This is a genomic window from Candidatus Dormiibacterota bacterium, assembly GCA_035635555.1.
Taxonomy (GTDB): Bacteria; Acidobacteriota; Polarisedimenticolia; order Gp22-AA2; family Gp22-AA2; genus Gp22-AA3.
Genome location: DASQAT010000041.1, coordinates 114,903 through 136,189, shown reverse-complemented (window position 1 = coordinate 136,189; position 21,287 = coordinate 114,903). Strand labels below are relative to the sequence as shown.

The window sequence follows — 21,287 nt, the reverse complement described above, 5'->3', positions numbered from 1 at the left end:
CCGGCCGGTAGGCCGGCATCTGCAGGCGCTGCCGGTTGATGAAGAAGCGCGCCACGCGCTTGCTCGCGAGACGATCGATGCCGCCGTCGAGGACCCACTGGCGCAGCTCCTGCGCGTTCAGGACCAGCTCCGGGTAATCGGAGCCCACCCACCCGGGGACGTACCCCTTGAGAGATCCCGGGTTGAGAACTCCGCCGCTTCCGACGATGCCGTGGCAGGACTCGCAGTGGAAATGGCGGACGAGGTCCCGTCCCTTGGACACGCCCGCGTCGGCGATCGGGGCGATCTGCGCCACCGCCATGACGTACGCGACCAGGTCGTTGATCTCTTCAGTTCGGAGGGTGGCGCGGTAGGCGGGCATCCGGATCGCCGCCCGGTCTCTCTCGGCGCTGGCGCTCTGGCTCTGTGCCCGCCGTCTCGAGACGCCGTCCTGGATGTACTCCCGGACCTCGTCCTCGCCGTTGACGTACATCATGGGCACGCCACCGTCCCACTGCGGCACGCCCTGGCCCGTGCCGGGATCCGGAAGGCCGCGCCCCCCGTCCGGTCCGTGACACGAGAAGCAGCCCGAGCGCGCGGCGATCTCGGCGCCGCGTCTCACCGGGTTCGATTCCTGGCGCCACCAGTACGCCCGGATCGCCGCGGGGGCGCCCAGCCAGCCGGCGATCCCCACGAGCACGATCGTGCCCAGCCAGGCCCACACCCTGCGCATCGACACGCACCCGGCGTAGCGATCCGCCGCCTAGACCGTCTTGACGGCGTGCACCGTCAGGGCGTTCATCCCGTCCCTGGCGGCGACCTCTCCCTTGATCTCGACCTTCTTGCCGGCCATCGACTTCACCTTTGTGAAGGCGCTCGAGTCGGCGTGGTCGGCGAGCAGGACGTACACCTTCCCGTCCGACGCGGCGAGACCGATCGGCTGGCCCATCTCGGCGCACTTGACGGCGCACCCCGCGTGATCCGGTCCCTTGGCCCCCTGGCCGATATAGCAGGCGAGATCCAGGACTTCACCGGTGAGCGTGACGTCCGAGGGTGCCGCCGCCTTCTCCGCGGCGAGCGACGCGCCCGCCGCCATGCACAACAGGAAGCTCGAAGCGACTGCCGCAACGATTCTCCGCATGTGTTCCGCTCCTTCTGGTGAACCTGAGTTCGATCCCCGTCCAGACGGGGCGGGGCAGGACATCCTAGCACGTCGTTTCGCGGGAGACCGCGCCACCGCCCCGCCCGGGGTCCGATGGCCTCCCGGTTTGTCGGGGGACGACGCGGTGTGTTAGGTTGCGCGGATGCGCGAGGTTGCAGGATGAGCCCGGGTCGCAGCGAGACGATGCGCCAGGCGCTCGTCGAATTCATGCGTGGATCGTCCTATCGCCCGGCGACGGCGCGCGACCTGATGCGTCTCTTGAGAATCGACGGCACCCGGCGGCACGAATTCAAGAGGACACTGCGCGCGCTCCTGAACGAGGAGGAGATCGTCAAGGTCGGCCGCGACCGCTATGCCGTGCCGGGGCGCGCCGGACGCGATGGCGGAGGGCGTGCCACGCGCCCGCGGCAGGGCCGGGGACGAGACACCGGAGGCCGGCGCGCGGAGCGTCACGGCGAGCCCCGCCCCGGCCGCGGGCAGGCGATCGTCACGGGGCAGCTGCACCGCCACCCGAGAGGGTTCGGCTTCGTGACGCCGGATGCCGGAGGTCCCGATGTCTTCGTGCCGCCGCGGACCCTGGCCGAGCTGCTCGACGGGGACAGGGTCGCCATCCGCATCGTCCGGAACGACGGGCGCGGACGCGCCGAGGGGGAGATCGTCCGGCTTCTGGAGAGGACGCGCAAGCGGGTCATGGGTGTGTTCCGGTCCGCCGGCCGCGGGCGGGGAGGGACCGTCCAGGCCTACGACCGGCTGTTCGAGAACGGCATCGACGTCGCCGAGGACCAGGGGGGGCGGGCCGCGGACGGCATGGTGGTGGGCGTCGAGGTGCTGCGCCCGCCCGGCGATCACCGGACCGCGACCGGGCGCGTGGTCGAGGTCCTCGGCCACCCGGATGATCCCGGCATCGATCTCAAGACCATCATCCACAAGTACGACCTGCGCGAGTCCTACCCGGACGACGTCCTGGCCGAGGCCACATCCGCCCCGGAGCGCGTGAGCGAGGAGGAGACCCGCGGCCGGGAGGATTTCCGTGACCAGCCGATCGTCACCATCGACGGCGAGACCGCCATGGACTTCGACGACGCCGTGCTGGTCAGGAAGAACGCGGACGGGACGTACGAGCTGCAGGTCCACATCGCCGACGTGGCGCATTACGTGAGGGCGGGCTCCGCCCTGGACCGCGAGGCGTACGAGAGGGGGACGAGCGTCTATTTTCCGGGCACGGCCCTGCCGATGCTGCCGCACAGGCTCTCGAACGGCATCTGCTCCCTCAACCCGGGGGTGGATCGCCTGGTGCAATCCTGCATCATGACCATCGACGGCCGGGGGCACGTGGTCGAGAACCGGTTCGCCGACGGCGTGATCCGGAGCGCCGAGCGGATGACCTACACGAACGTCGCCCGGATTCTCGTCGATCACGACGCGGCGGTCACGGAGCGCTACCGATCGCTCCTGCCGATGTTCCAGACGATGCAGGAGCTGTGCCTCGTGCTGAACGAGAAGAGACGCCGGCGCGGCAGCGTCGATTTCGATCTCCCCGAGCCGGAGCTGCTCCTGGCCGTCACGGGGGAGATGACCGGCATCGTCGAGCTGCAGCGCAACATCGCCCACCGGATCATCGAGGAGTTCATGCTGGCGGCCAACGAGACGGTCGCGACCCACCTGTTCCGGGCCAAGGTACCGTCGATCTACCGCATCCACGAGCGCCCGGATCCGAAGAAGCTCGAGGAGTTCGACGCCGTGGCGCAGGCGTTCGGGTACCGCCTGCCGCAGCCCTATACCTCCATCGAGCCGCGCGCCTTCCAGCAGATCGTGGAGATGGCGAAGGGCCGGCCGGAGGAGCGTTTCCTGTCCCGCCTGATGCTGCGCTCGATGAAGCAGGCGCGCTATTCGCAGGTGCGGGATCTCCACTTCGGTCTGGCCGCGACCTGTTACACGCACTTCACCTCGCCGATCCGCCGCTACCCCGACCTGATCGTCCACCGCATCCTTCGGCGGGTGCGCTCCGGAAGGCCGCTCGCCCCGGAGGAGCGCCAGGATCTCGAAGGATTCCTGCCGGAGGCGGCCCTGCACTCGTCGCGCACCGAGCGCACGGCCGACCAGGCGGAATGGGAGCTGGTCGAGTGGAAGAAGACGGCGTTCATGGCCACACGTGTGGGGGAGGAGTTCGAGGGCTTCATCCTGTCGGTGCACCCGTTCGGGTTCTTCGTGGAGCTGCGCGAGTATTTCATCGACGGCCTGGTGAAGATCGAGTCGCTTCCGGGGGACCGCTTCCGGTTCCACGAGAAGAAGATGATCCTGAAGGGGGAGCGGAACGGCCGGGTGTTCAAGCTGGGGGATCGGGTCCGGGTCCGGGTCGACCGGGTCGACCAGTTTCAGCTTCGGGTCGAATTCTCCCTGGTCGAGGAGACGAACGCGGGGCCGCCGCGGGCCGGGCGCCGGCGCCCGAGACAGCGGTGACCCCGTCGCGCGGCTACGAATTCTTCGAGCACACGGCCGACGTCGGGGCCGTGGTGCGCGGCGTCACTCTGCCGCGCCTGTTCGAGAATGCCGCGCGCGCGATGTTCGACCTCATCTGCGATCGCCGCACGGTCCGTCCGCGGCGCGCCGTGCGCGTTGTGGTGCGGGGCGAGAGCCTCGAGGATCTTCTGGTCCGCTGGCTGAGCGAGCTTCTGTTCCGGATGGAGACCCAGGGTCTGCTGTTCACTTCGTTCGCGGTCGAGCGCGTGGACCGGACGCTGCTGCGGGCCAGGGGCGTGGCGCGCGGCGAGATCATCGATCGCTCGCGCCACGCGCTCAGGCGTGAGATCAAGGCGGTTACGTACCACCAGATCAGGCTCGTCCGCGGCCGCAGCGCCTGGCGGGTGCGGATCGTATTCGATGTCTGAAGGGAGGGGGTCCTGGTGACGCAGCCGGTGTCGCTCCGAATCGAGACAGTGGACGACTGCCGCTTCCGCATCCCGATCCAGGGGAAGATGCGCGTTCCGGGCCTGGTGTTCGCGGACGAGCGGCTGATGCAGGGGATCCGCGAGGACCAGGCGCTCCGGCAAGTGGCGAATGTGGCCTGTCTTCCCGGGATCGTGCGCGCCTCGCTGGCCATGCCCGACATCCACTGGGGCTACGGATTCCCGATTGGAGGCGTGGCGGCCTTCGATCTCGACGAGGGAGTGATCTCGCCCGGAGGTGTCGGCTACGACATCAATTGAGGGGTGAGGCTCCTGCGCTCAGGTCTGAGCGCGAAGGACACGGACGGGCGGCTTAAGGAGATCGTGGACGCCCTGTTCCGCAGCATCCCCACCGGAGTCGGGTCGCACCGCAAGGACTTCCGCCTCGACGCCCCCGGCATGAAGCGGGTGTTGCGCGAGGGGGCCCGCTGGGCGGTGCAGAACGGCTTCGGCGAATCGGCCGACCTGCTGCACATCGAGGAGGGGGGCCGGCTGGAGGGGGCGCGCCCCGAGTTCGTCTCCGATCGCGCCCAGGAGCGCGGGCGGCCGCAGCTCGGCACGCTCGGCTCCGGCAACCACTTCACGGAGGTGCAGAGGGTCGCCGAGATCTACGACGAGACGGCGGCGCGCGCCCTGGGTCTGGAGAAGGACGCGATCACCGTCTCCATCCACACCGGATCGCGGGGCCTCGGCTACCAGGTGTGCGACGACTTCCTGCAGGTGATGCTGCGGGCGTCGCGCCTGCACGGCATCGAGCTTCCGGACCCGCAGCTCTGCTGCGCGCCGTTCAAGTCGGAGGAGGCGACGCGCTACCTGGGAGCGATGTACGCCGCCGCCAACTTCGCGTTCGCCAACCGCCAGCTCATCACCCACTTCGTGCGCCGCGCGCTCGAGGACGTCTTCGGGAAGGGCCCGCGCGACCTCGGTCTCGAGGTCGTCTACGACGTCTGTCACAACATCGCCAAGGTGGAGACGCATCGCGTGGACGGGAAGGAGAGACGGCTGTGCGTGCACCGCAAGGGGGCGACCCGCGCCTTCCCGCCCGGCCACCCGGAGACACCCGCGGCCTACCGGGAAGTCGGACAGCCGGTCCTGATCCCGGGGGACATGGGACGCTACTCCTACGTCCTGGTCGGGACCGAGAGGGCGTACGAGGAGACGTTCGGCTCGACCTGCCACGGCGCCGGCCGCCGCATGAGCCGGGCCGCGGCGAAGAAGCTGGCGCGCGGTCGCTCCATCGTGCGCGAGATGGAGGACCAGGGTATCTTCGTGCGCGCCGACGGCTACGCCACGATAGCCGAGGAGATCCCGGAGGCCTACAAGGACGTCGCCGACGTCGTGGACGTCGTGCACCGCGCCGGCATCTCCCGCAAAGTAGCCCGCCTCGTCCCCCTCGCCGTCATCAAAGGCTGAAGATCTCTCCGCGACCGTGGACCGCCGAGGTGCCTTAATCCGGACCGCGAACGGAACGAGGCGAGCGACCTTGCGGGAGAGGCCGTGAGAGGGATGAAAGACGAGGGAGCGGAACCCACGCGCGGTCGTCTGAGACCCTGCGCCGGGGTCCCGCCGCGCGCCCCACAGCGTGGTGGGCGGCGCAGGGCGAGGCGAGGGGAGGGTCGCGCAGCGAGCCGGACCCGTACCGCGCGGGGGTTCCGCTCTCTCGTCGCGCGTGCCGTCGAACGGTGTTTCAGGCTGGTGGAGTTTCGGGGCGCGCGGAGCGAGCGTTGTTACGGACGCGGGCCGGCTTGACGGCCGGCTGCAGGGCCGCTTCGAAAACTTCGTCGACCGTCTGCACGAAATGGAACGAGAGAGTCTTCAGGACGTCCTTCGGGATATCGAACAGATCCTTCTCGTTCTCCGCCGGCAGGATGATCGTCTTGATGCCGGCGCGCTGGGCGCCCAGAACCTTCGTCTTGATCCCGCCCACCGGCAGCACCTTCCCGCGCAGGGTGATCTCGCCCGTCATCGCCGTGTCCGCGCGGCACAGCCTCCCGGTCAGAAGCGACGCCATCGCCGTGGCCATCGTCACTCCGGCCGACGGTCCGTCCTTGGGCACGGCGCCGGCGGGCACGTGCACGTGGATGTCCGATCGATCGAAGAAGCGCGGGTCGATCCCCAGATCCTCGGCGCGGCTGCGGATGTACGACAACGCCGCTTCGGCGGACTCGCGCATGACGTCCCCGAGCTGGCCCGTGAGGATGAGCTTCTTGCCTCCGGGCATCGCGGTCGCCTCGATGAACAGGACGTGCCCGCCGAAGGGAGTCCAGACGAGACCGATGGCCACACCGGGGACCTTGAGCCTCTCGGCCGCCTCCTGCATGTACCTCACCGGGCCGAGGTAGGACAGGAGATCGGCGGTCCGCACCGTCACCTTCTCGGTCGAACCCTCGGCCCGCTTCAGGGCGATCTTCCTGCAGATTTTTGCGATCTCCCGCTCCAGGTTCCTCAGTCCCGCCTCCTGCGTATAGTTCGCGATGATGGCGGAGAGGGCCGCGTCCTCGATCGACAGGTCGTCCGGGCTGATGCCGTTCTCGGCGCACTGGCGGGGGATGAGGTAGCGCCGGGCGATCTGCATCTTCTCCTCTTCGATGTACCCGGGGAGCTCCAGGACCTCCATGCGATCCCTGAGCGGCGCCGGGATCGTGTCCAGGATGTTGGCGGTGGTGATGAACACCACGCGCGACAGGTCGAACGGCACGTCGAGGTAGTGATCCACGAAGGAGGAGTTCTGCTCCGGATCGAGGACCTCGAGGAGCGCCGAGGCGGGGTCGCCGCGGAAGTCGGCCCCGAGCTTGTCCACCTCGTCCAGCATGAAGACCGGGTTGCGGCTGCCGGCCCGGCGGAGCCCCTGGATGATCTGGCCCGGAAGCGCTCCGACGTAGGTGCGGCGATGACCGCGGATCTCCGCCTCGTCCCGGATGCCGCCGAGCGACAGCCGGTGGAACGAGCGTCCCATGGCGCGCGCGATCGACCTGCCGAGCGACGTCTTGCCGGTGCCCGGCGGGCCGACGAAGCAGAGGATCGGGCCCCGGGACTCGGGCTTGAGCCGGCGCACGGCCAGGTACTCGAGGATCCGGTCCTTCACCAGCTGGAGATCATAATGATCCTCGTCCAGGACCCGGCGGGCCTCCTGCAGCTCGATCTTGTCCTCGGTCAGTTTCGACCACGGCAGGGAGACCAGCCAGTCGAGATAGGTGCGGCTGACGACGTACTCCGCCGACGCGGGCGGTATCGTGCGCAGGCGGTTCAGCTCGCGGTCGGCCGCCTCGCGGGCGGTGGGCGGCATGTCCGCCTTCTCGACCTCTTCCTTGAGCTTCTGGACGGCGATCTCGTTCTCGTCCCCCTCCCCCAGCTCCTTCTGGATCGCCTTGAGCTGCTGCCGCAGCACGAACTCACGCTGACCCTTCTCGACCTCGTCCTGCACGTCCTTCTGGATCTTGCTCCCCAGCTCCATGACGCCGATCTCGCGGCTGATGTGCCGGGTCAGCTTCAACAGACGCTCACGGACCGACAGGGTCTCGAGGAACTCCTGCTTGTCCTTCGCGTCGCGCACGAGGAGGGCCGCCGCCAGGTCGGCCAGGCGCGCCGGTCCCTCGACGTTCAGGAGGGCGACGCCGAGCTCGTCGGCGGCGATCGGCATGAGCGACAGCATCTTGCCGATCTGGGCCTGCAGGTTCTTGACCAGGGCCTCGATCTCGACCGTCTGCTCGACCTGCTCCGCCAGGAGACCGACCTCGAAGACCAGGTAGGGCTCGGTGCGGACGGCGCGGGCGAGCCTGATGCGGTCGAAGCCGGCGACCAGGATCCGGATCGAGCCGTCGGGGAACTTCAGCATCCTCTGGATGACGGCGACGGTGCCGACCTGGTGCAGGTCCTGCTCCGTGGGCTCTTCGACCGCGGCGTCCTTCTGCAGGACCAGGGCGACCATGCGGTCCTTGATCATGACCTCGTCGATGAGCTTGATGGACGACGGGCGGCCCACGACCAGGGGGGTCGGTATGTGCGGGAAGACCACGGTCCCCTTCAGAGGGAGGATGGGCAGGGTCGCAGGCAGCGCGCGCGGTGCGGGCGAGGGCGGGCGCTCCTGGTCCTCCGCCGGCCCCAGGACGGTGCTGTCGTCTAGACCTTGCTCGGACATGGCGGCCTCACAGTCCTCACGCTTCGTCGATCGGCACGCTACGCGCGCCGGATGATCCGCGAGGGATGTGGATCATCAGGAATCCATCCTTGTAGGTCGCAGTGATCCTCTCGGCGTCGGCCTCCTGCGGCAGGGCGAGCACCCGCTCGAAGCGGCCGTGGGCGATCTCCATCTGGTGCCAGCGCATGCAGCCCTGGGCCAGCGGCTCAGGGCGGAGGCCGGACACATGGAGAAAGAGCCCCTCGACGAGGATGTCGATCTCCTCCTTCTCGACGCCCGGAAGCTCGAGCGTCACCACGAACCCCTCGGCCGTCTCGTAGACGTCGGCCCGGGGGAGCCACGCGGTCTGCGGCTCCACCGGCTTGACGTCGCGCAGCAGCCGTTCCATCACCTGTTCCATGCGTCGATGGATGTCGAGCATCGGATGGGAGAGGCTGCGGCGGATGCGCACCATGGACAAGGGTTCCTTCAGCGTCCGCCTTGAAGCGCGTTGACCTGCCGGGTCAGGCGCGACTTGTGCCGGGCGGCCGCGTTGCGGTGGATGATACCCGTGCCGATCGACTTGTCGAGAAGCGCCAGGGTCCTGCCCAGCTCGCGCTGCGCCCCGCCGGCATCCTTCTTGGAGAGGAGGAGCCGCAGTTTCTTGATCTGCGAGCGCAGGCGGCCGCGGCGGATGATGTTGATTGCCCGGCGCCGGCGTGTCTTGCGGATGTTCTTGACGGCCGACTTGATGCGTGCCACGACGAGTCCCTCCCCGCGCCCTACCGCTCCCGGAGACCCAGGGCCCGCAGCCGCTCGCGGGCGAGGCGGGCCTCCTCCGACTTCGGATAGGCGCTGACGATGTGCTGCAGCTGGATGACCGCGTCCGCGGTCCGGTTCATCTCGAGTAGTGCCAGTCCTTTCTTCAAATAGGCGGCCGCCGCCTTGTCGCCCCCCGCGTGCTCGGCGAGCAGCCGGTCATAGGCCGCGACCGCGTCCGGGTACTTCTGCTGGCTGAAATAGACCTCGCCGATCAGGTACTGCGCGTCGTCCGCAAGATCGTCCGCGGGGTTGAGCCGGACGAAATCCTGAAGCTCCGCCAGCGCCAGGTCGTAGTTCCCCTTGGAGTAATCGCTGTATCCCAGGCGGTACAGATCCACGCCGATCGCCGTACCGGGAACCGCTCCCGGAGCCGCGGAAAGGGGAGTGGAGCCCGTGCCCGGCGGAGCCCCGGGCTCAGTGGCCGGGGACGGTGTCACGGCGGCGGGCGGCGCCAGGGCGGCCTGCGAGCGCGCCGCCGACTCCAGCGCCTGACGCGCTGCCTTGAGCTCGGCCTGCAGCGACCCGAGACGCTGGTCGGTCTCGTCCGAGCGGGTCCGCAGCACCTGGACGTCCCGTTCCAGCCCCTCCAGCCGCACCCGCAACTCGGCCATCGCCGTGTCCGGCGCGGCCGGCACCGCCCCGCTGCGCCCCACCTGCTGGACCAGCGCGGCGTTGTCCTTTTCGAGCTTCCACACCTGCTGCTGCAAGGCGTCGAGATCGGCCTGGAGATGCGCGCCACCGCCGGCCGTCGCGCAGGACGAAGACACGAGCGCCAGGGCCGCCACGATCAGCCACGAGGTACAGGCGCCGCCCGCAGCCTCTCTCAACGGCTCACCGCGGCGCCTCCCGCCCTACTCGGCCAGGAAGACGAGCTCGGCGCGCCGGTTCGCTGCCCAGGCCTCGTCGTTGTGGCCCGGGTCGATCGGTCGCTCCTTGCCGTACGAGATGATCCTGAGCCGCTGCGCCGGCGTTCCCAGGGACACCAGATAGTCGCGCGTCGCGCGGGCGCGCTTCTCACCCAGGGCCAGGTTGTACTCCACCGTGCCGCGCTCGTCGCAGTGCCCCTCGATGCGCACCTTGAACTGCGCGTACTGCTTCATCGTCGACGCATCGTCGCCCAGCGTGCGGATGGCGTCCGATCTGAGATCGTATTTGTCGAAGTCGAAGTGGACGCGTTTGAGGGCGCCCTGGGCATTCAGTTTCTCGGCCAGGGACGAGGAGGATTCCTTCACCGCCTCGGCTTCCGGCTGGGACTCCTTGAATCCCGTCGTTTCGTCGACTTTTTCGGCTTTTGAGGGCGCGGACGAAAAGTCCGGCGCCGTGGTCACGGGAGCCTCGGCCGGCGGCGCGCTCTTGCAGGCCGGGACCGCGAGGACCAGGGACGCGCCAAGAATCAGAAGCGCCACGTAGCGGGGAACACCATGACCCATCGTGTCACCTCCACAGGATTGGAGGAACCGGACCTAGCGAGGCGTCCGATCCCGGGGGCGCGGCGTAGACCCGAATCGCCGAGCCGGCGATACATCGAAGCGAGCGGATTATATCACGCGATTCGAGCCGCTCAGCGGGACCAGGAAGGGGAATAGCTGTTCCCCCCGTGGCTCAGACGGCGGGCGTGCGTGCCGTCGAGATCGACGATGAAAATATCGAAATTGCCGGTGCGGTTCGACGCGAACACCAGATGCCGGCCGTCGGGCGACCAGCGCGGCCATTCGTTGATATTGCTGTTCTCGGTCAGTCGGCCCACCTGCCCGGTCTTGATGTCCTTTACGAAGATGTCGAAGCCGCCCGGGACGCGGGCCGTGAATGCAATTTTGTCACCCAGAGGCGACCACGAGGCGGCGTCGCAGTAGCCGATCTCGGGGGTGAACGGACGGACGTTCCCGCCGTCGGAGTCCATGATGTAGATGCGCGGGCTTCCGGCCCGGTCCGACGTGAAGGCGATCTGCGTCCCGTCGGGCGACCACGTGGGGGAGGTGTCGATGGCCGGCTCCTTCGTGATGCGCGTGGGGACCGGCTTGTCGATCCGCTGGACGTAGATCTCCGCGTTGCCGTCGCGCGTGCTGGCGAAGGCGAGGCTCCGCCCGTCCGGGCTCCAGGCCGGTGCGCTGTTCAGGTCCCCCTCCTGCGGAAAGGCCTGGCTCAGCTCCCCGTCGCTGTTGACGATCATGAGCACCGGCGTCCCGGAGCGGAAGGACACGAAGGCGATCTTGCGGCCGTCGGGGGACCAGGCCGGCGAAAGGTTGATGGTGTTGTTGGCGGTGATCCGCTTGGCGCGGGCGCCGTCGTAGTCCATCACGTAGATCTCCTTCGCCTTGCCGACCTGCGACACGAAGGCGATCTTGGTCTGGGCGATCCCCGGCTGGCCGATGAACTGCTCGACGATCGCGTCGCTCAGCTTGTGCGCGACGAGGCGGGCCTGATCGGACTCTCCGCGATACTTCTTGTGGAGCAGAATTTTCTGCTCCATCGTGTCGTGCAGCACCGATTCGAAGACGAGGTTGCCCGGCTCCATCGATGTCTGACCGAGCAGGAGCGCGTCGGCCCCGACGCCGACCCACTCCTTGTAATTGATGTTCCGGCCGCCCGGGTCGGCGTGGACCAGCTTGTAATATTCGTCCGGAATGATCAGGAAGTAGCCCGAAAAGTCGAGATCGTCGCGGATGGTGTCGTGGATCGTACGGGCAGCGTCCTGGGCCTTCGAGTCGCCGGTCGCGGTGAACGCGGGCAGGGCGATCGGCTGCTTCGGTTTCGCCGCGCCGATGATCCGGATGATCGGCACCGATGGGATGGGCGCCTCGGGCGGAGGAGTCCCGCTCTGGGAGAGTGATTTCTGAAGAGAGACGCCGAGCACGAGGAACGCGACCAACACCCTGACCCACAACCGCCGGCTCGCTGATTTCACGTCGAAGTGTCTCCTGGCTCCTGATGGAACAGATCAATCACGCGTGAAGGTGACCTCGATCTGGATCGTGAAGCTCGGCGCCAGCCCCTGGGGCAGAGGCGGAAAGACGGCATCCTGGATCGCCGTTATGAACGATCGGTCCACGTTTTCGTACCCGCTGGAAGTTGTGAGCGTGATGTTGCTGGCCCGGCCGCTGCTGGCGACGGTCAGGAGGAACGTGGCATTCAGGGCGGGCCGGGTCTCGCCCGGCGGATAGATCGGCTTGCGCCAGGCGGCGTAGATGACCCTCTCAATGATGTTGCCTTCGAACTGGATCAAGTCGGCCTGCGCGGCGCCGCTACCCCCGAACCCTCCGCCCGCGTTCCCCGTGCCACCGGACACCCCCGACATACTGGCGCCGTGCGCGGGCGTCCCCTGGGGCTGCGGCTGGTCTTCGGTCTGCTTTGCAGTCTTCGACGGCGGCTCCGAAGATTTCACCGGGGTCGCGGTGGCCTTGGGCTTCGCCGGCGTGCTCTTCGGCACCGGAGTCTTCTTCGGCGTCGGCTTCTTGGTGCGATCCGGAATCGGGATCGCCTTCTCCTCCTTCGGGACGGGGGGCAGGCTCGACTTCGCGGGCTCGGAGGGGGCCGCCGGAGGGGGTGAGGCGGCGGCCGGTCCGCCGGGAAGCGACACGAGATCGACGATGTAGACTGGTTCGATCGCGGGGCGCGGCAGCAGACGCGGCACACCGAACGCCAGGATGAGGCCGAACACGTGCAGACCCAGCGACAGAACGACCGTCGTGCCCCAGGGGCTCGCGGGGGCCGCCAGCTCTCCCGCATCGAAGCGCGTGATCATTTCTTCTTGCTCCGGCCCTCCGGCGCGCGCGCGGACTGTGTGACCATGCCGACGCGGTCGGCCCCGGCCTTCTTGATCTGGTCCATCACCAGCATGACGCGACCGTACGGCACCTCCTGGTCGGCGCGCAGGAAGACGAAATCGACGCCCGTGCGTTTGATCTCCGTCTTCAGACGATCCGTCAGGAGCGCCATGTTGACGGGACGATCGTTGAGATAGATGGTCCCATCGGTGTCCACCGTCACGACCAGCCGCTGCTCCGTCGCGTCGGCGCCGGACTCCGTCTTCGGAAGACGCACGTCGATGCCGCGGGTCATCATCGGGGCGGTGACCATGAAGATGATCAGGAGCACCAGGACGACGTCGACCAGCGGCGTCACGTTGATCTCGGAGAGGGAAGGACCGAACCGCCCGCCGCCCCGTCCCGGCAGAGAGAGCGCCATCGTCTACAGCCGGATCTTTCCGGCCTCGACGGCGGCCGAGGCGGCGCGGTGGGACTCGATCTGGGACTCGGCGATCGACACGAACTCGAGCACGAACCGGTCGATGCGGCCGCCGAGGCGCCGCACCCGCGCCAGCAGAAGGTTGTACCCGATGACTGCCGGTATGGCCGCGAACAGTCCGGCGGCCGTGGTGACCAGCGCTTCCGAGATCCCCGGGGCGACCGCCGCCAGGCTGGCGGATCCCGAGACGCCGATGGCCTGGAACGCGTTCATGATCCCCCACACCGTCCCGAACAGGCCGATGAATGGAGTGACGCTCCCGGTCGTGGCCAGAAGCCCGAGGTTCCGGTCCAGCCGCTCCGCCTCCGCGGCCGCGGCCTCCTCCACCCGGCGGCGCACCCTGTCGAGCACACGATCGCGCGCCTCGTCGGGGATGGAGGGGCTGCCGCGGAACTTGCCCACCGCGTCCGCCACCCCGGTCGTCAGCTCCCTGAAGCCGCCGGTGAAGATCGACACCAGGGGGCTCTTCGAATACCGGCTGCTCCGATCGCGCAGGTCCGCGAGACGCTTCTCGCCCGCGAGATCGCGCAGGAAGCGTATCGAGTCGGCCTCGGCCCGCTTCAGGGAACGGTAGCGCTCGATGATCACCGACCAGGACAGGACCGAGAAGCCCACCAGGACGAGGAGAACGATCTTGACCAGGGGGCCCGAATCCACGACGAGCCGCAGGATGTCTCCCTGGAAGCCGGCGGTCGTCACGGCCAGAGTGCTGGCAAGGGTGAGATGCATCCGGAGTCTCCCGAGCAGGGCGCGCGATCGCGCAACAGATTCGAGCGGCACAAGTTAGCATACGGTCCCTTCCTTGACAACCCTTGATCGGTCTGATAGCATCCGGGACTGATCGGACCCGCGCACAACGGCACCCTCCACACGACGAGTTCGATGCTCCGCTGCCTGCACATCACCAACCTGGCCATCGTCCGAGAACTCACGCTCGATCTGGGGAGCGGGCTCAACTTGCTGACGGGAGAGACGGGTGCCGGCAAATCGATCCTGGTGGACGCCTTGGCGTTCGTCCTGGGGGGACGAAGCGGCCCCGAGATGCTGCGGGCCGGAGCCGAGCGCGCCTCCGTCGAGGTCGAGTTCGACCTCTCGTCCAACCGCGCGGCCCGGCTCTTCCTCGAAGAGCGCGGCTACGCCCTCGACGGCGACGCGATCGTCACCCGGCGCGAGATCCTGGCGCAGGGGAAGGGACGGTCCTTCCTGGGGGGCACGCTCGCGCCCCTTTCCGACTTGAAGGGGCTGGGGGCCGCCCTGGTCGATCTGCACGGCCAGCACCAGCAGCAGACCCTCCTTCACGCGGCGAACCACCGCGACCTGCTCGACCGGCACGCCGGTCTCGACGCCCGCCTCGACGTCATGGACGGCGCCTCGCACGCTCTTGCGGGGGTCACGGCCCGCCTGCACTCGCTGCGCGAGGGGGCGCAGAGGCTCCTGCAACGGGCGGACGCCCTGCGCCATCTCATCGACGAGATTGAGAGGACCGCTCCCAGATCGGGGGAGCGCGACGCTCTGCGCGCCGAGCGCGAGCTCCTGCGCAACTCCGAGACGATCCTCCGCCAGTCGCGCGGCGCCTACGAGGCGCTGTACGAGGGGGAAGCGGCCGCGCTGTCGCGGCTCGCCGAGGCGATCCGATCGCTGCGGGAGCTCGCCCGCTTCGACCCCGGGCTGCACGAGTCGCTGGAGCGGGCCGAGGCGGCGCGGGCCGACCTGCAGGAGACGGCGTTCGCGCTGCGCGACTATCCGGCTCGTCTGAACTTCGAGCCGCACCGTCTGGAGTCGATCGACGACCGGATCCAGACGCTCGAGTCGCTGCTGCGCAAGCACGCCCCGGGCGGCCGGGAGGAGGATCTCCTGAGGCTGCGCGACGAGGCGGTGCTCGAGATCGAGCAGCTCGTCGGGGGCGGAGAGACGGTCGAGGAGCTGGAGACGAAGGTCGAGGGTCTGCGGGCCGAGACGCTCCGCATCGCCGCGGCGCTGTCGCGGGATCGGCGCTCCGCGGCGCAGACGCTCGAGGCCAAGGTGGAGCGCCAGCTCGCCGAGCTGGCGATGCCGGCGCGCTTTTCCGTCGACTTCCGGACCCGTCCGTCCCCCGGCTCCGGTCTGTGGGTGGAAGGGGAGGAGGTCGCCGTTGACGCGGCGGGATACGACGTGGTGGAATTCCTCCTGTCGGCCAACCCGGGGGAGCCGCTGGCCCCTCTGGCCTCGGTCGCCTCCGGGGGGGAGTTGTCGCGGGTCATGCTGGCGCTCGAGGTCGTCCTGAGGAGAGAGGCGGAGCCCCGCGTGCTCGTGTTCGACGAAGTGGACTCCGGGATCGGCGGGGCCGTGGCGGAAGCGGTCGGCCGGAAACTCTCCGAGCTGGCGCGAAGCCATCAGGTCATCTGTGTCACGCATCTGCCGCAGATCGCCGCGCACGCGGACCGGCACGTCCTGGTCCGCAAGCGCCGGGCGCGCGGCCGGGCCGAGGTGGACGTCGAGACGCTGGACGACCGGGGCAAGGTGCAGGAGATCGCGCGCATGCTCGCCGGAGAAAAGGTCACCCCCGCGGCCCTGCGGCACGCCGCCGAGATGCGGGCCCGCGGACGCGCTCCGGCCGGACCCGAGGCGGGCCGGTGAAGCTGACGGCGGTCTACCCGGGGACGTTCGATCCCATCACCAACGGGCACATCGACATCCTGACTCGGGGCGGCCGGATGTTCGATCGGATCATCGTCGCGATCCTGAGGAATCCGGACAAGGACCCGCTGTTCCCTCTCGAAGAGCGCGCGGAGATCCTCAAGGCCGTGGCGAGCCGCTGGTCCAACGTGGAGGTCGAGTCGTTCGACGGCCTGCTGGTCGATTTCGCGCGCAAGCGCGGCGCGCAGGTGATCGTGCGGGGTCTGCGGGCGCTGTCGGATTTCGAGTACGAGTTCCAGATGACCCTGATGAACCAGCGTCTGGAGCCCGGCATCCAGACGGTGTTCATGATGCCGTCCGAGGCCTACTCCTATGTCAGCAGCAGGCTGGTGAAGGAGGTGGCGCGCCTCGGAGGGGACGTGACCGGGCTCGTGCCGGCCGAGGTCGTCGCGCGGCTGAAGAAGCGTTTCGCGGTGACGGCATGACATCGAAGGAGATGTGTCTGGCGCGCAGGCTCCACGCCGTGAGCGTATCGCCGACGCTGGCCGTGATGATGGAGGCCAAGGCCCTGAAGGAGCGGGGCGTGGACGTCATCGACTTCGGGCCGGGGGAGCCCGATTTCGACACGCCGGAGAACATCAAGCGCGCCGCGGTCCAGGCGCTCCAGAACAACCTCACCCATTACACCGACACCGGCGGGGTCCTCGATCTGCGCCGCGCGATCGCCGCCCGCTACAGGGAGCGTCATGGAGCGGCCTGGGGGCCGGACGAGGTCCTGACCGGATGCGGCGGGAAGAATGTCCTGTTCCTGATCGCCCTGTCGCTGTTCGAGGAGGGGGACAGGGTGGCCCTCTACGCTCCGTACTGGGTCTCGTTCCCCGAGCAGGTGAAGCTCGCCGGCGCCACACCGGTCGTCCTGGAGGCGCGCGAGGCCGACGGGTTCGTCGCGCGCGCCCGCGACCTGGAGGCGCACACCGACCTCAAGGCGATCATCGTGAACTCGCCGTGCAACCCGTCCGGCGCCGTGATCCCGCCGGAGGAGATCGAGCGCCTGGCGAAGTTCGCCGAGCGCACGGGAGCCTGGGTGATCTCGGACGAGACCTACGACACGTTCCATTACGGGCCCGGCCCGTTCGCGTCCCTGGCGTCGGAGCAGGCCCGGCTGCGCGAGCGGCTGGTGCTCGTGAACTCGCTCTCCAAGACCTACGCCATGACCGGCTGGCGCGTCGGCTACGCCCTCGGTCCCCGTCCTCTCATCGACGCGCTGCGCAAGGTGCAATCGCACGACGCCACGCACACATCGTCGATCTCCCAGGCGGCCGCGATCGAGGCCCTCACCGGCCCCCAGGACTCGATCGAGGCCATGCGCGAGGAGTACCGCCGGCGCCGGGACGAGCTGGTGCGCTCGCTGAACCGCATCCGCGGCATTGCGTGCACCCTTCCACCCGGAAGCTTCTACGTCTTCCCGAACGTCCGCGACGCCATGTCGGCGCTCGGCAGCGCCAGCTCCGCCGATTTCGCCCGCCGCCTGATGACGGAGATCGGCGTGGCCACCGTCCCCGGGGAGGCGTTCGGCGCACCCGGGTACCTGCGTCTGTCCTATGCCCTGGGTCTGGATCGGATCCGCGCCGGCGTCGAGCGCCTGCGCCGGCTCCTCGGCGCACGGGACGCATGACGACACGGCGCGGCTTCGCACTCGGGGCGGCTCTCGCGGTGCTTCTCGTGGCGGGCGCCGCGCTTGCGTCCGAGCCACATCCGGCCTCCTCCGCGTCGGAGGCCGTTGTCTATTCCGTCACCCTCAACGACGCCCTGTTTCCGATCAGCGCGGGCTATCTCAAGGACGCGCTCGCGAAGGCGAACGAGGGCGGCGCCGCGCTTTTCATTCTGAAGCTGGACACGCCCGGCGGGCTGGTCTCTACGGTTGAGGAGATGGTGCGCGACATCACCTCCTCGAAGGCGCCGGTCGTCGTCTTCGTGAACGGAAGCAAGGCGGCCTCGGGCGGCTTCTTCCTGACGATCGCGGCGGACGTGGCGGTCATGGCCCCCGGGACCCGCATCGGCGCGGCGCACCCCGTGCTCCTTCCGATCCTCCCGACCGGCGGCGGGGCCGCTGTCGACCCGACCCTGATGACCAAGGCGGAGAACGACCTCGCGGCCTACGCGCGGAGCCTCGCCTCGAACCGCGGGCGCAACGAGAAACTGGCCGAAGAGGTCGTGCGCAAGAGCAGCTCGTTCACCGAGCGCGAGGCGCTCAAGCTCCATCTCATCGATTACGTCTGCAGGGACGAGAACGAGATCCTGTCCCTCCTGGACGGCAAGAGCATCCGCCGCTTCGACGGCACGACGCAGACGCTGCGCCTGTCACGCGTGCGCATCGTGCCTCTGGACATGTCCACCCGCGAGCGGCTTCTCGGAGTGCTCGCCGACCCGACCCTGGCCATCTTCCTCCTGTTCGGCGGGATCGTCGGGCTCTACATCGAGTTCACCCACCCGGGGATGATCGCCCCGGGTGTGATCGGCGCGATCTGCCTGATCCTGTTCGCCCTGGCGGCGCAGATCCTTCCGATGAACTGGATCGGGGTCGCGCTGGTGGTGGCGGGGATCGTCATGTTTTTGCTGGAACTGAAAGTGCCGAGTTATGGCACCCTGACGGTCGGCGGAGTGGCCTGCCTGGTCCTCGGCGCGCTGATGCTGTTCAAGAACGAGCCGGGAATGCCGGAGGTGGCAGTCGCGCGCTGGACGATCGTCTCGATCGCCGGATCGGCGGCGCTCATCATGGCGATCCTCACCACCCTGATCGTCCGCGTGTCGCGTCTCAAGGTGACGACAGGCTCGGCCGGACTGGTGGGGGAGCGGGGGACGGCGCTGACCGACGTGGGATCGGAGGGACGCGTGTTCGTGCATGGGGAGTACTGGAACGCCCGGGCGGCCCGACCCATCCAGAAAGGGGCGAATGTCAGGGTGACGCGCGTGCGTGATCTGGTGCTGGACGTGGAGGAGTCATCCTGACGCCGCGGCGGGTCGCGGGGGAGGTTCCATGAACGGTGCAGTGGGGTTGGGGCCGGGAGTACTGATCTTCGTCGCGATACTGGCCTTCTGGATCATCTCCAGTATCAAGATCCTCAACGAGTACGAGCGCGCCGTCGTGTTCCGCCTGGGGTACCTGCATGACAAGGCGAAGGGGCCGGGGCCGATCCTTGTTGTGTTCCCGATCGACCGCATGGTGCGTGTATCGCTGCGCACGGTCGTGCACGACGTGCCGCCGCAGGACGTGATCACCCGGGACAACGTCTCGGTCAAGGTGAACGCGGTCGTCTACTACCGCGTCATGGATCCGAAGAAGGCGGTGGTCGACGTCGAGCAGTTCCACTACGCCACCTCGCAGCTGGCCCAGACGACGCTGCGGGCCGTTTTGGGGCAGGTGGAGCTCGACGACCTGCTGAGCAAGAGAGAGAGGCTGAACGCCGAGCTGCAGCAGATCCTGGATCGCCACACCGATCCCTGGGGCGTCAAGGTGTCGGCGGTGGAGGTGAAGCACGTCGATCTGCCGGCCGAGATGCAGCGGGCCATCGCGAAGCAGGCCGAGGCGGAGCGCGAGAAGCGCGCCAAGATCATCCATGCCGAAGGGGAGTTCCAGGCCTCGGCGCAGCTCGCCAAGGCGGCGGAGGTGATCTCCGCCAACCCCACGACCCTGCAGCTGCGCTACCTGCAGACCCTGACCGAGATTGCCACCGAGAAGAACTCGACGATCATCTTTCCGGTCCCGATCGACATCCTGGACGCGCTGAAAAAGAAGATCGCGTGAGGCGCGTCCGGTCGCCTCGGGGGGCGGCCCCGTGAGCACGGACAGGCCCGCAGACGAACTGACCATCGCCCGCGCCGCCCTCGGCGCGTCCCGCCAGCTGGATCTGCAGGCGGTCGCCGACGCGATGGTGCGGGCCGGCATGGATCTGGGACGGGCCACGGCCTCCTTCCTTTATCTTTACGACGGCGAGCAGGACACGTTTCATCTGAAGGCCTCTCACATCCCTCCGGAAGATCCCCGGCGCAAGGGGCTGGTGACGCTCGATCTCGTGGAGCTGCGGGGCCCGGACCGGAACGCCGCGTCGTTCATGCCGGCCGTGACCCGCGCACCGGAGGCCTTGCGCCGGGTCGCCGTGGAGCAGGTCCTGACGGTCCCGCTTCCCGGAGCGGGGACTCTGCTCGGCATGCTGCTGCTGGCGCGCGAGGGGGAGGGTTTCGCGCCCGCCGACCTCGACCGGATCGGCCGTCTCGTCCCGGAGCTCGTTCCGGCGCTCCTGAACGCCCTGCTGGTCGAGCGCTACAAGGAGCTCATCATCAAGGATGACCAGACCGAGTCGTACAACCGGCGTTACTTCGATCGGTTCCTGAGCGAGGAGGTGTACCGCGCGCACCGCTACCGCACCTCGCTGTCGCTCATTTTTCTGGACATGGACAACCTGAAGGAAATCAACAACCGCTACGGCCACGCCATGGGGAGCAAGGCGCTGCGGGAAGTGTCGCGCCGGCTGGTGAGGGAGATCCGCGGCAGCGACAAGCTGTTCCGCTATGGCGGCGACGAATTCTGCGTGGTGCTGCCCGAGACCGAGCTGAGGGGAGCCTGCGAGCTCTCCGAGCGCCTGCGCGTGTCGCTCGCCAGCCGCTCGTTCCTCGTGGACGACACGCCGGGGATGCTGTTGACGGCCTCCTTCGGCGTCGCCTCCTATCCCGACCACGCCCGCACCAGCCTGGGGCTGATCAAGTGCGCGGACAAGGCGATGCAGAAGGTCAAGCTTTCGGGCAAGAACTCCATCGGTGTTTCGGAGGCCGACGAAGAGACGCTGCAGGCGATGGGCGGGAAGCGTTGAGCCGGCCGCCCTCCCTGCGGCGACTCCTCCTGCAAGTGATCGTGCTGGCGGCGGTCCTCGGCGGGCTGTCCCGCCTCGCGGGCCGGACCGCCAAGCCGCCCGTGGGAAGCGACGAGGCCCCGCCTGGCGGCGCCTCCTCGACCGCGCGCCACGCCGACGAGATGTCGACCACCCCGCCCGACCTGACGTTCTACCACACGCTGGGAGACGCGCGCACTCCCGGCGGGGGGCCTCCGGTGCGCCAGGCGCAGGATGAAGCGCCTGGACGGACCTCCGAGACCTCGCCTGCCGGCGGGGGGGCGTTCGTGGTCCAGGCGCTTGCCACCCGCGATGCGGCCGCGGCGCGGCGGATCCGCGATCGTCTGGCGGCGCGCGGCTTTCCCGCGACCGTGTCCAACGATCGGGCGACCGTCCGTCCGGTGTACCGCGTCCGCGTGGGGCGCTACCGGACGCGGGCGGAGGCGGAGGCGGCGGTCCGGGTCGTGCGTCAAAAGCTCCATCTGAGCCCGTGGATCCTGCAGGAGGAGGAGTGA

20 protein-coding genes and 1 pseudogene are annotated in these 21,287 nt (G+C 68.6%); 10 read left to right on the top strand and 11 right to left on the bottom strand.

All coding sequences use genetic code 11. The features are described 5' to 3' along the window. Together VEW47_11935 and VEW47_11930 are read right to left on the bottom strand one after the other, a co-directional pair. Positions 1–712 (bottom strand): c-type cytochrome (locus tag VEW47_11935; GenBank protein ID HYS05892.1); only part of this gene is annotated, 712 nt, incomplete at its 3' end. 30 nt (positions 713–742) lie between these two features. Next, positions 743–1,120 (bottom strand): hypothetical protein, encoded by a 378-nt coding sequence (locus tag VEW47_11930; GenBank protein ID HYS05891.1) that lies wholly within the window; start codon positions 1,118–1,120, stop codon positions 743–745. Between the two features lie 180 nt (positions 1,121–1,300). On the opposite strand from VEW47_11930, the gene rnr reads away from it, so the two are divergent. The 3 genes and pseudogenes from rnr to VEW47_11915 all read left to right on the top strand — a co-directional run bounded on the left by rnr (position 1,301) and on the right by VEW47_11915 (position 5,499). Then, entirely contained in the window at positions 1,301–3,601 is a 2,301-nt protein-coding gene (gene rnr / locus VEW47_11925) for a ribonuclease R (protein HYS05890.1), read from the top strand. After that, positions 3,598–4,029: an archease gene (locus tag VEW47_11920; GenBank protein ID HYS05889.1), complete on the top strand. Its 432-nt coding sequence runs from the start codon at positions 3,598–3,600 to the stop codon at positions 4,027–4,029. Before rnr ends, VEW47_11920 begins: the two co-directional genes overlap by 4 nt. A gap of 87 nt (positions 4,030–4,116) precedes the next feature. After that, positions 4,117–5,499: pseudogene (locus tag VEW47_11915) on the top strand (RtcB family protein). Between the two features lie 274 nt (positions 5,500–5,773). On the opposite strand, the gene lon reads toward VEW47_11915, so the two are convergent. The 9 genes from lon to VEW47_11870 all read right to left on the bottom strand — a co-directional run bounded on the left by lon (position 5,774) and on the right by VEW47_11870 (position 13,999). Then, positions 5,774–8,224 (bottom strand): endopeptidase La, encoded by a 2,451-nt coding sequence (gene lon / locus VEW47_11910; protein ID HYS05888.1) that lies wholly within the window; start codon positions 8,222–8,224, stop codon positions 5,774–5,776. A 16-nt stretch (positions 8,225–8,240) separates the two neighbouring features. Then, a complete protein-coding gene (locus VEW47_11905) occupies positions 8,241–8,678 on the bottom strand; it encodes an Hsp20/alpha crystallin family protein (GenBank protein HYS05887.1) in 438 nt (145 codons plus the stop codon). Positions 8,679–8,692: 14 nt separating this feature from the next. Beyond that, positions 8,693–8,965: a 30S ribosomal protein S20 gene (gene rpsT, locus VEW47_11900; GenBank protein ID HYS05886.1), complete on the bottom strand. Its 273-nt coding sequence runs from the start codon at positions 8,963–8,965 to the stop codon at positions 8,693–8,695. A 20-nt stretch (positions 8,966–8,985) separates the two neighbouring features. Then, positions 8,986–9,852, bottom strand: a complete 867-nt coding sequence (locus VEW47_11895; GenBank protein HYS05885.1) for a tetratricopeptide repeat protein — start codon at positions 9,850–9,852, stop codon at positions 8,986–8,988. A 24-nt stretch (positions 9,853–9,876) separates the two neighbouring features. Next, positions 9,877–10,455, bottom strand: coding sequence for a peptidoglycan-associated lipoprotein Pal (pal, locus tag VEW47_11890; protein ID HYS05884.1), 579 nt, complete (start codon positions 10,453–10,455; stop codon positions 9,877–9,879). Between the two features lie 131 nt (positions 10,456–10,586). Beyond that, a complete protein-coding gene (gene tolB, locus VEW47_11885; protein HYS05883.1) occupies positions 10,587–11,930 on the bottom strand; it encodes a Tol-Pal system beta propeller repeat protein TolB in 1,344 nt (447 codons plus the stop codon). A gap of 33 nt (positions 11,931–11,963) precedes the next feature. Beyond that, a complete protein-coding gene (locus VEW47_11880; protein HYS05882.1) occupies positions 11,964–12,767 on the bottom strand; it encodes a cell envelope integrity protein TolA in 804 nt (267 codons plus the stop codon). Further along, on the bottom strand, positions 12,764–13,210 hold the full coding sequence (locus tag VEW47_11875) for a biopolymer transporter ExbD (GenBank protein HYS05881.1): 447 nt from the start codon (positions 13,208–13,210) through the stop codon (positions 12,764–12,766). Before VEW47_11875 ends, VEW47_11880 begins: the two co-directional genes overlap by 4 nt. 3 nt (positions 13,211–13,213) lie before the next feature. Further along, the gene (locus tag VEW47_11870) at positions 13,214–13,999 is read right to left on the bottom strand and encodes a MotA/TolQ/ExbB proton channel family protein (protein HYS05880.1); all 786 of its coding nucleotides are present in this window, start codon (positions 13,997–13,999) and stop codon (positions 13,214–13,216) included. A gap of 153 nt (positions 14,000–14,152) precedes the next feature. On the opposite strand from VEW47_11870, the gene recN reads away from it, so the two are divergent. From recN to VEW47_11835, 7 genes are read left to right on the top strand one after another with little or no spacing between them, the layout of a single operon-like run. Continuing rightward, complete coding sequence (gene recN / locus VEW47_11865) at positions 14,153–15,886, top strand: DNA repair protein RecN (protein HYS05879.1); 1,734 nt, start codon at positions 14,153–14,155, stop codon at positions 15,884–15,886. Beyond that, positions 15,883–16,371: a pantetheine-phosphate adenylyltransferase gene (coaD, locus tag VEW47_11860; GenBank protein ID HYS05878.1), complete on the top strand. Its 489-nt coding sequence runs from the start codon at positions 15,883–15,885 to the stop codon at positions 16,369–16,371. The genes recN and coaD overlap by 4 nt, the downstream gene beginning before the upstream one ends. Continuing rightward, positions 16,368–17,561, top strand: coding sequence for a pyridoxal phosphate-dependent aminotransferase (locus tag VEW47_11855; protein ID HYS05877.1), 1,194 nt, complete (start codon positions 16,368–16,370; stop codon positions 17,559–17,561). Before coaD ends, VEW47_11855 begins: the two co-directional genes overlap by 4 nt. Continuing rightward, positions 17,558–18,895 carry a nodulation protein NfeD gene (locus VEW47_11850; protein ID HYS05876.1) on the top strand — a complete coding sequence of 446 codons (1,338 nt, stop codon included), beginning with the start codon at positions 17,558–17,560 and terminating at the stop codon, positions 18,893–18,895. The genes VEW47_11855 and VEW47_11850 overlap by 4 nt, the downstream gene beginning before the upstream one ends. Before the next feature lie 28 nt (positions 18,896–18,923). Continuing rightward, positions 18,924–19,691, top strand: a complete 768-nt coding sequence (locus tag VEW47_11845) for a slipin family protein (protein ID HYS05875.1) — start codon at positions 18,924–18,926, stop codon at positions 19,689–19,691. Positions 19,692–19,722: 31 nt separating this feature from the next. Next, positions 19,723–20,754, top strand: coding sequence for a GGDEF domain-containing protein (locus VEW47_11840; GenBank protein ID HYS05874.1), 1,032 nt, complete (start codon positions 19,723–19,725; stop codon positions 20,752–20,754). Further along, positions 20,751–21,287 carry an SPOR domain-containing protein gene (locus tag VEW47_11835; GenBank protein ID HYS05873.1) on the top strand — a complete coding sequence of 179 codons (537 nt, stop codon included), beginning with the start codon at positions 20,751–20,753 and terminating at the stop codon, positions 21,285–21,287. Before VEW47_11840 ends, VEW47_11835 begins: the two co-directional genes overlap by 4 nt.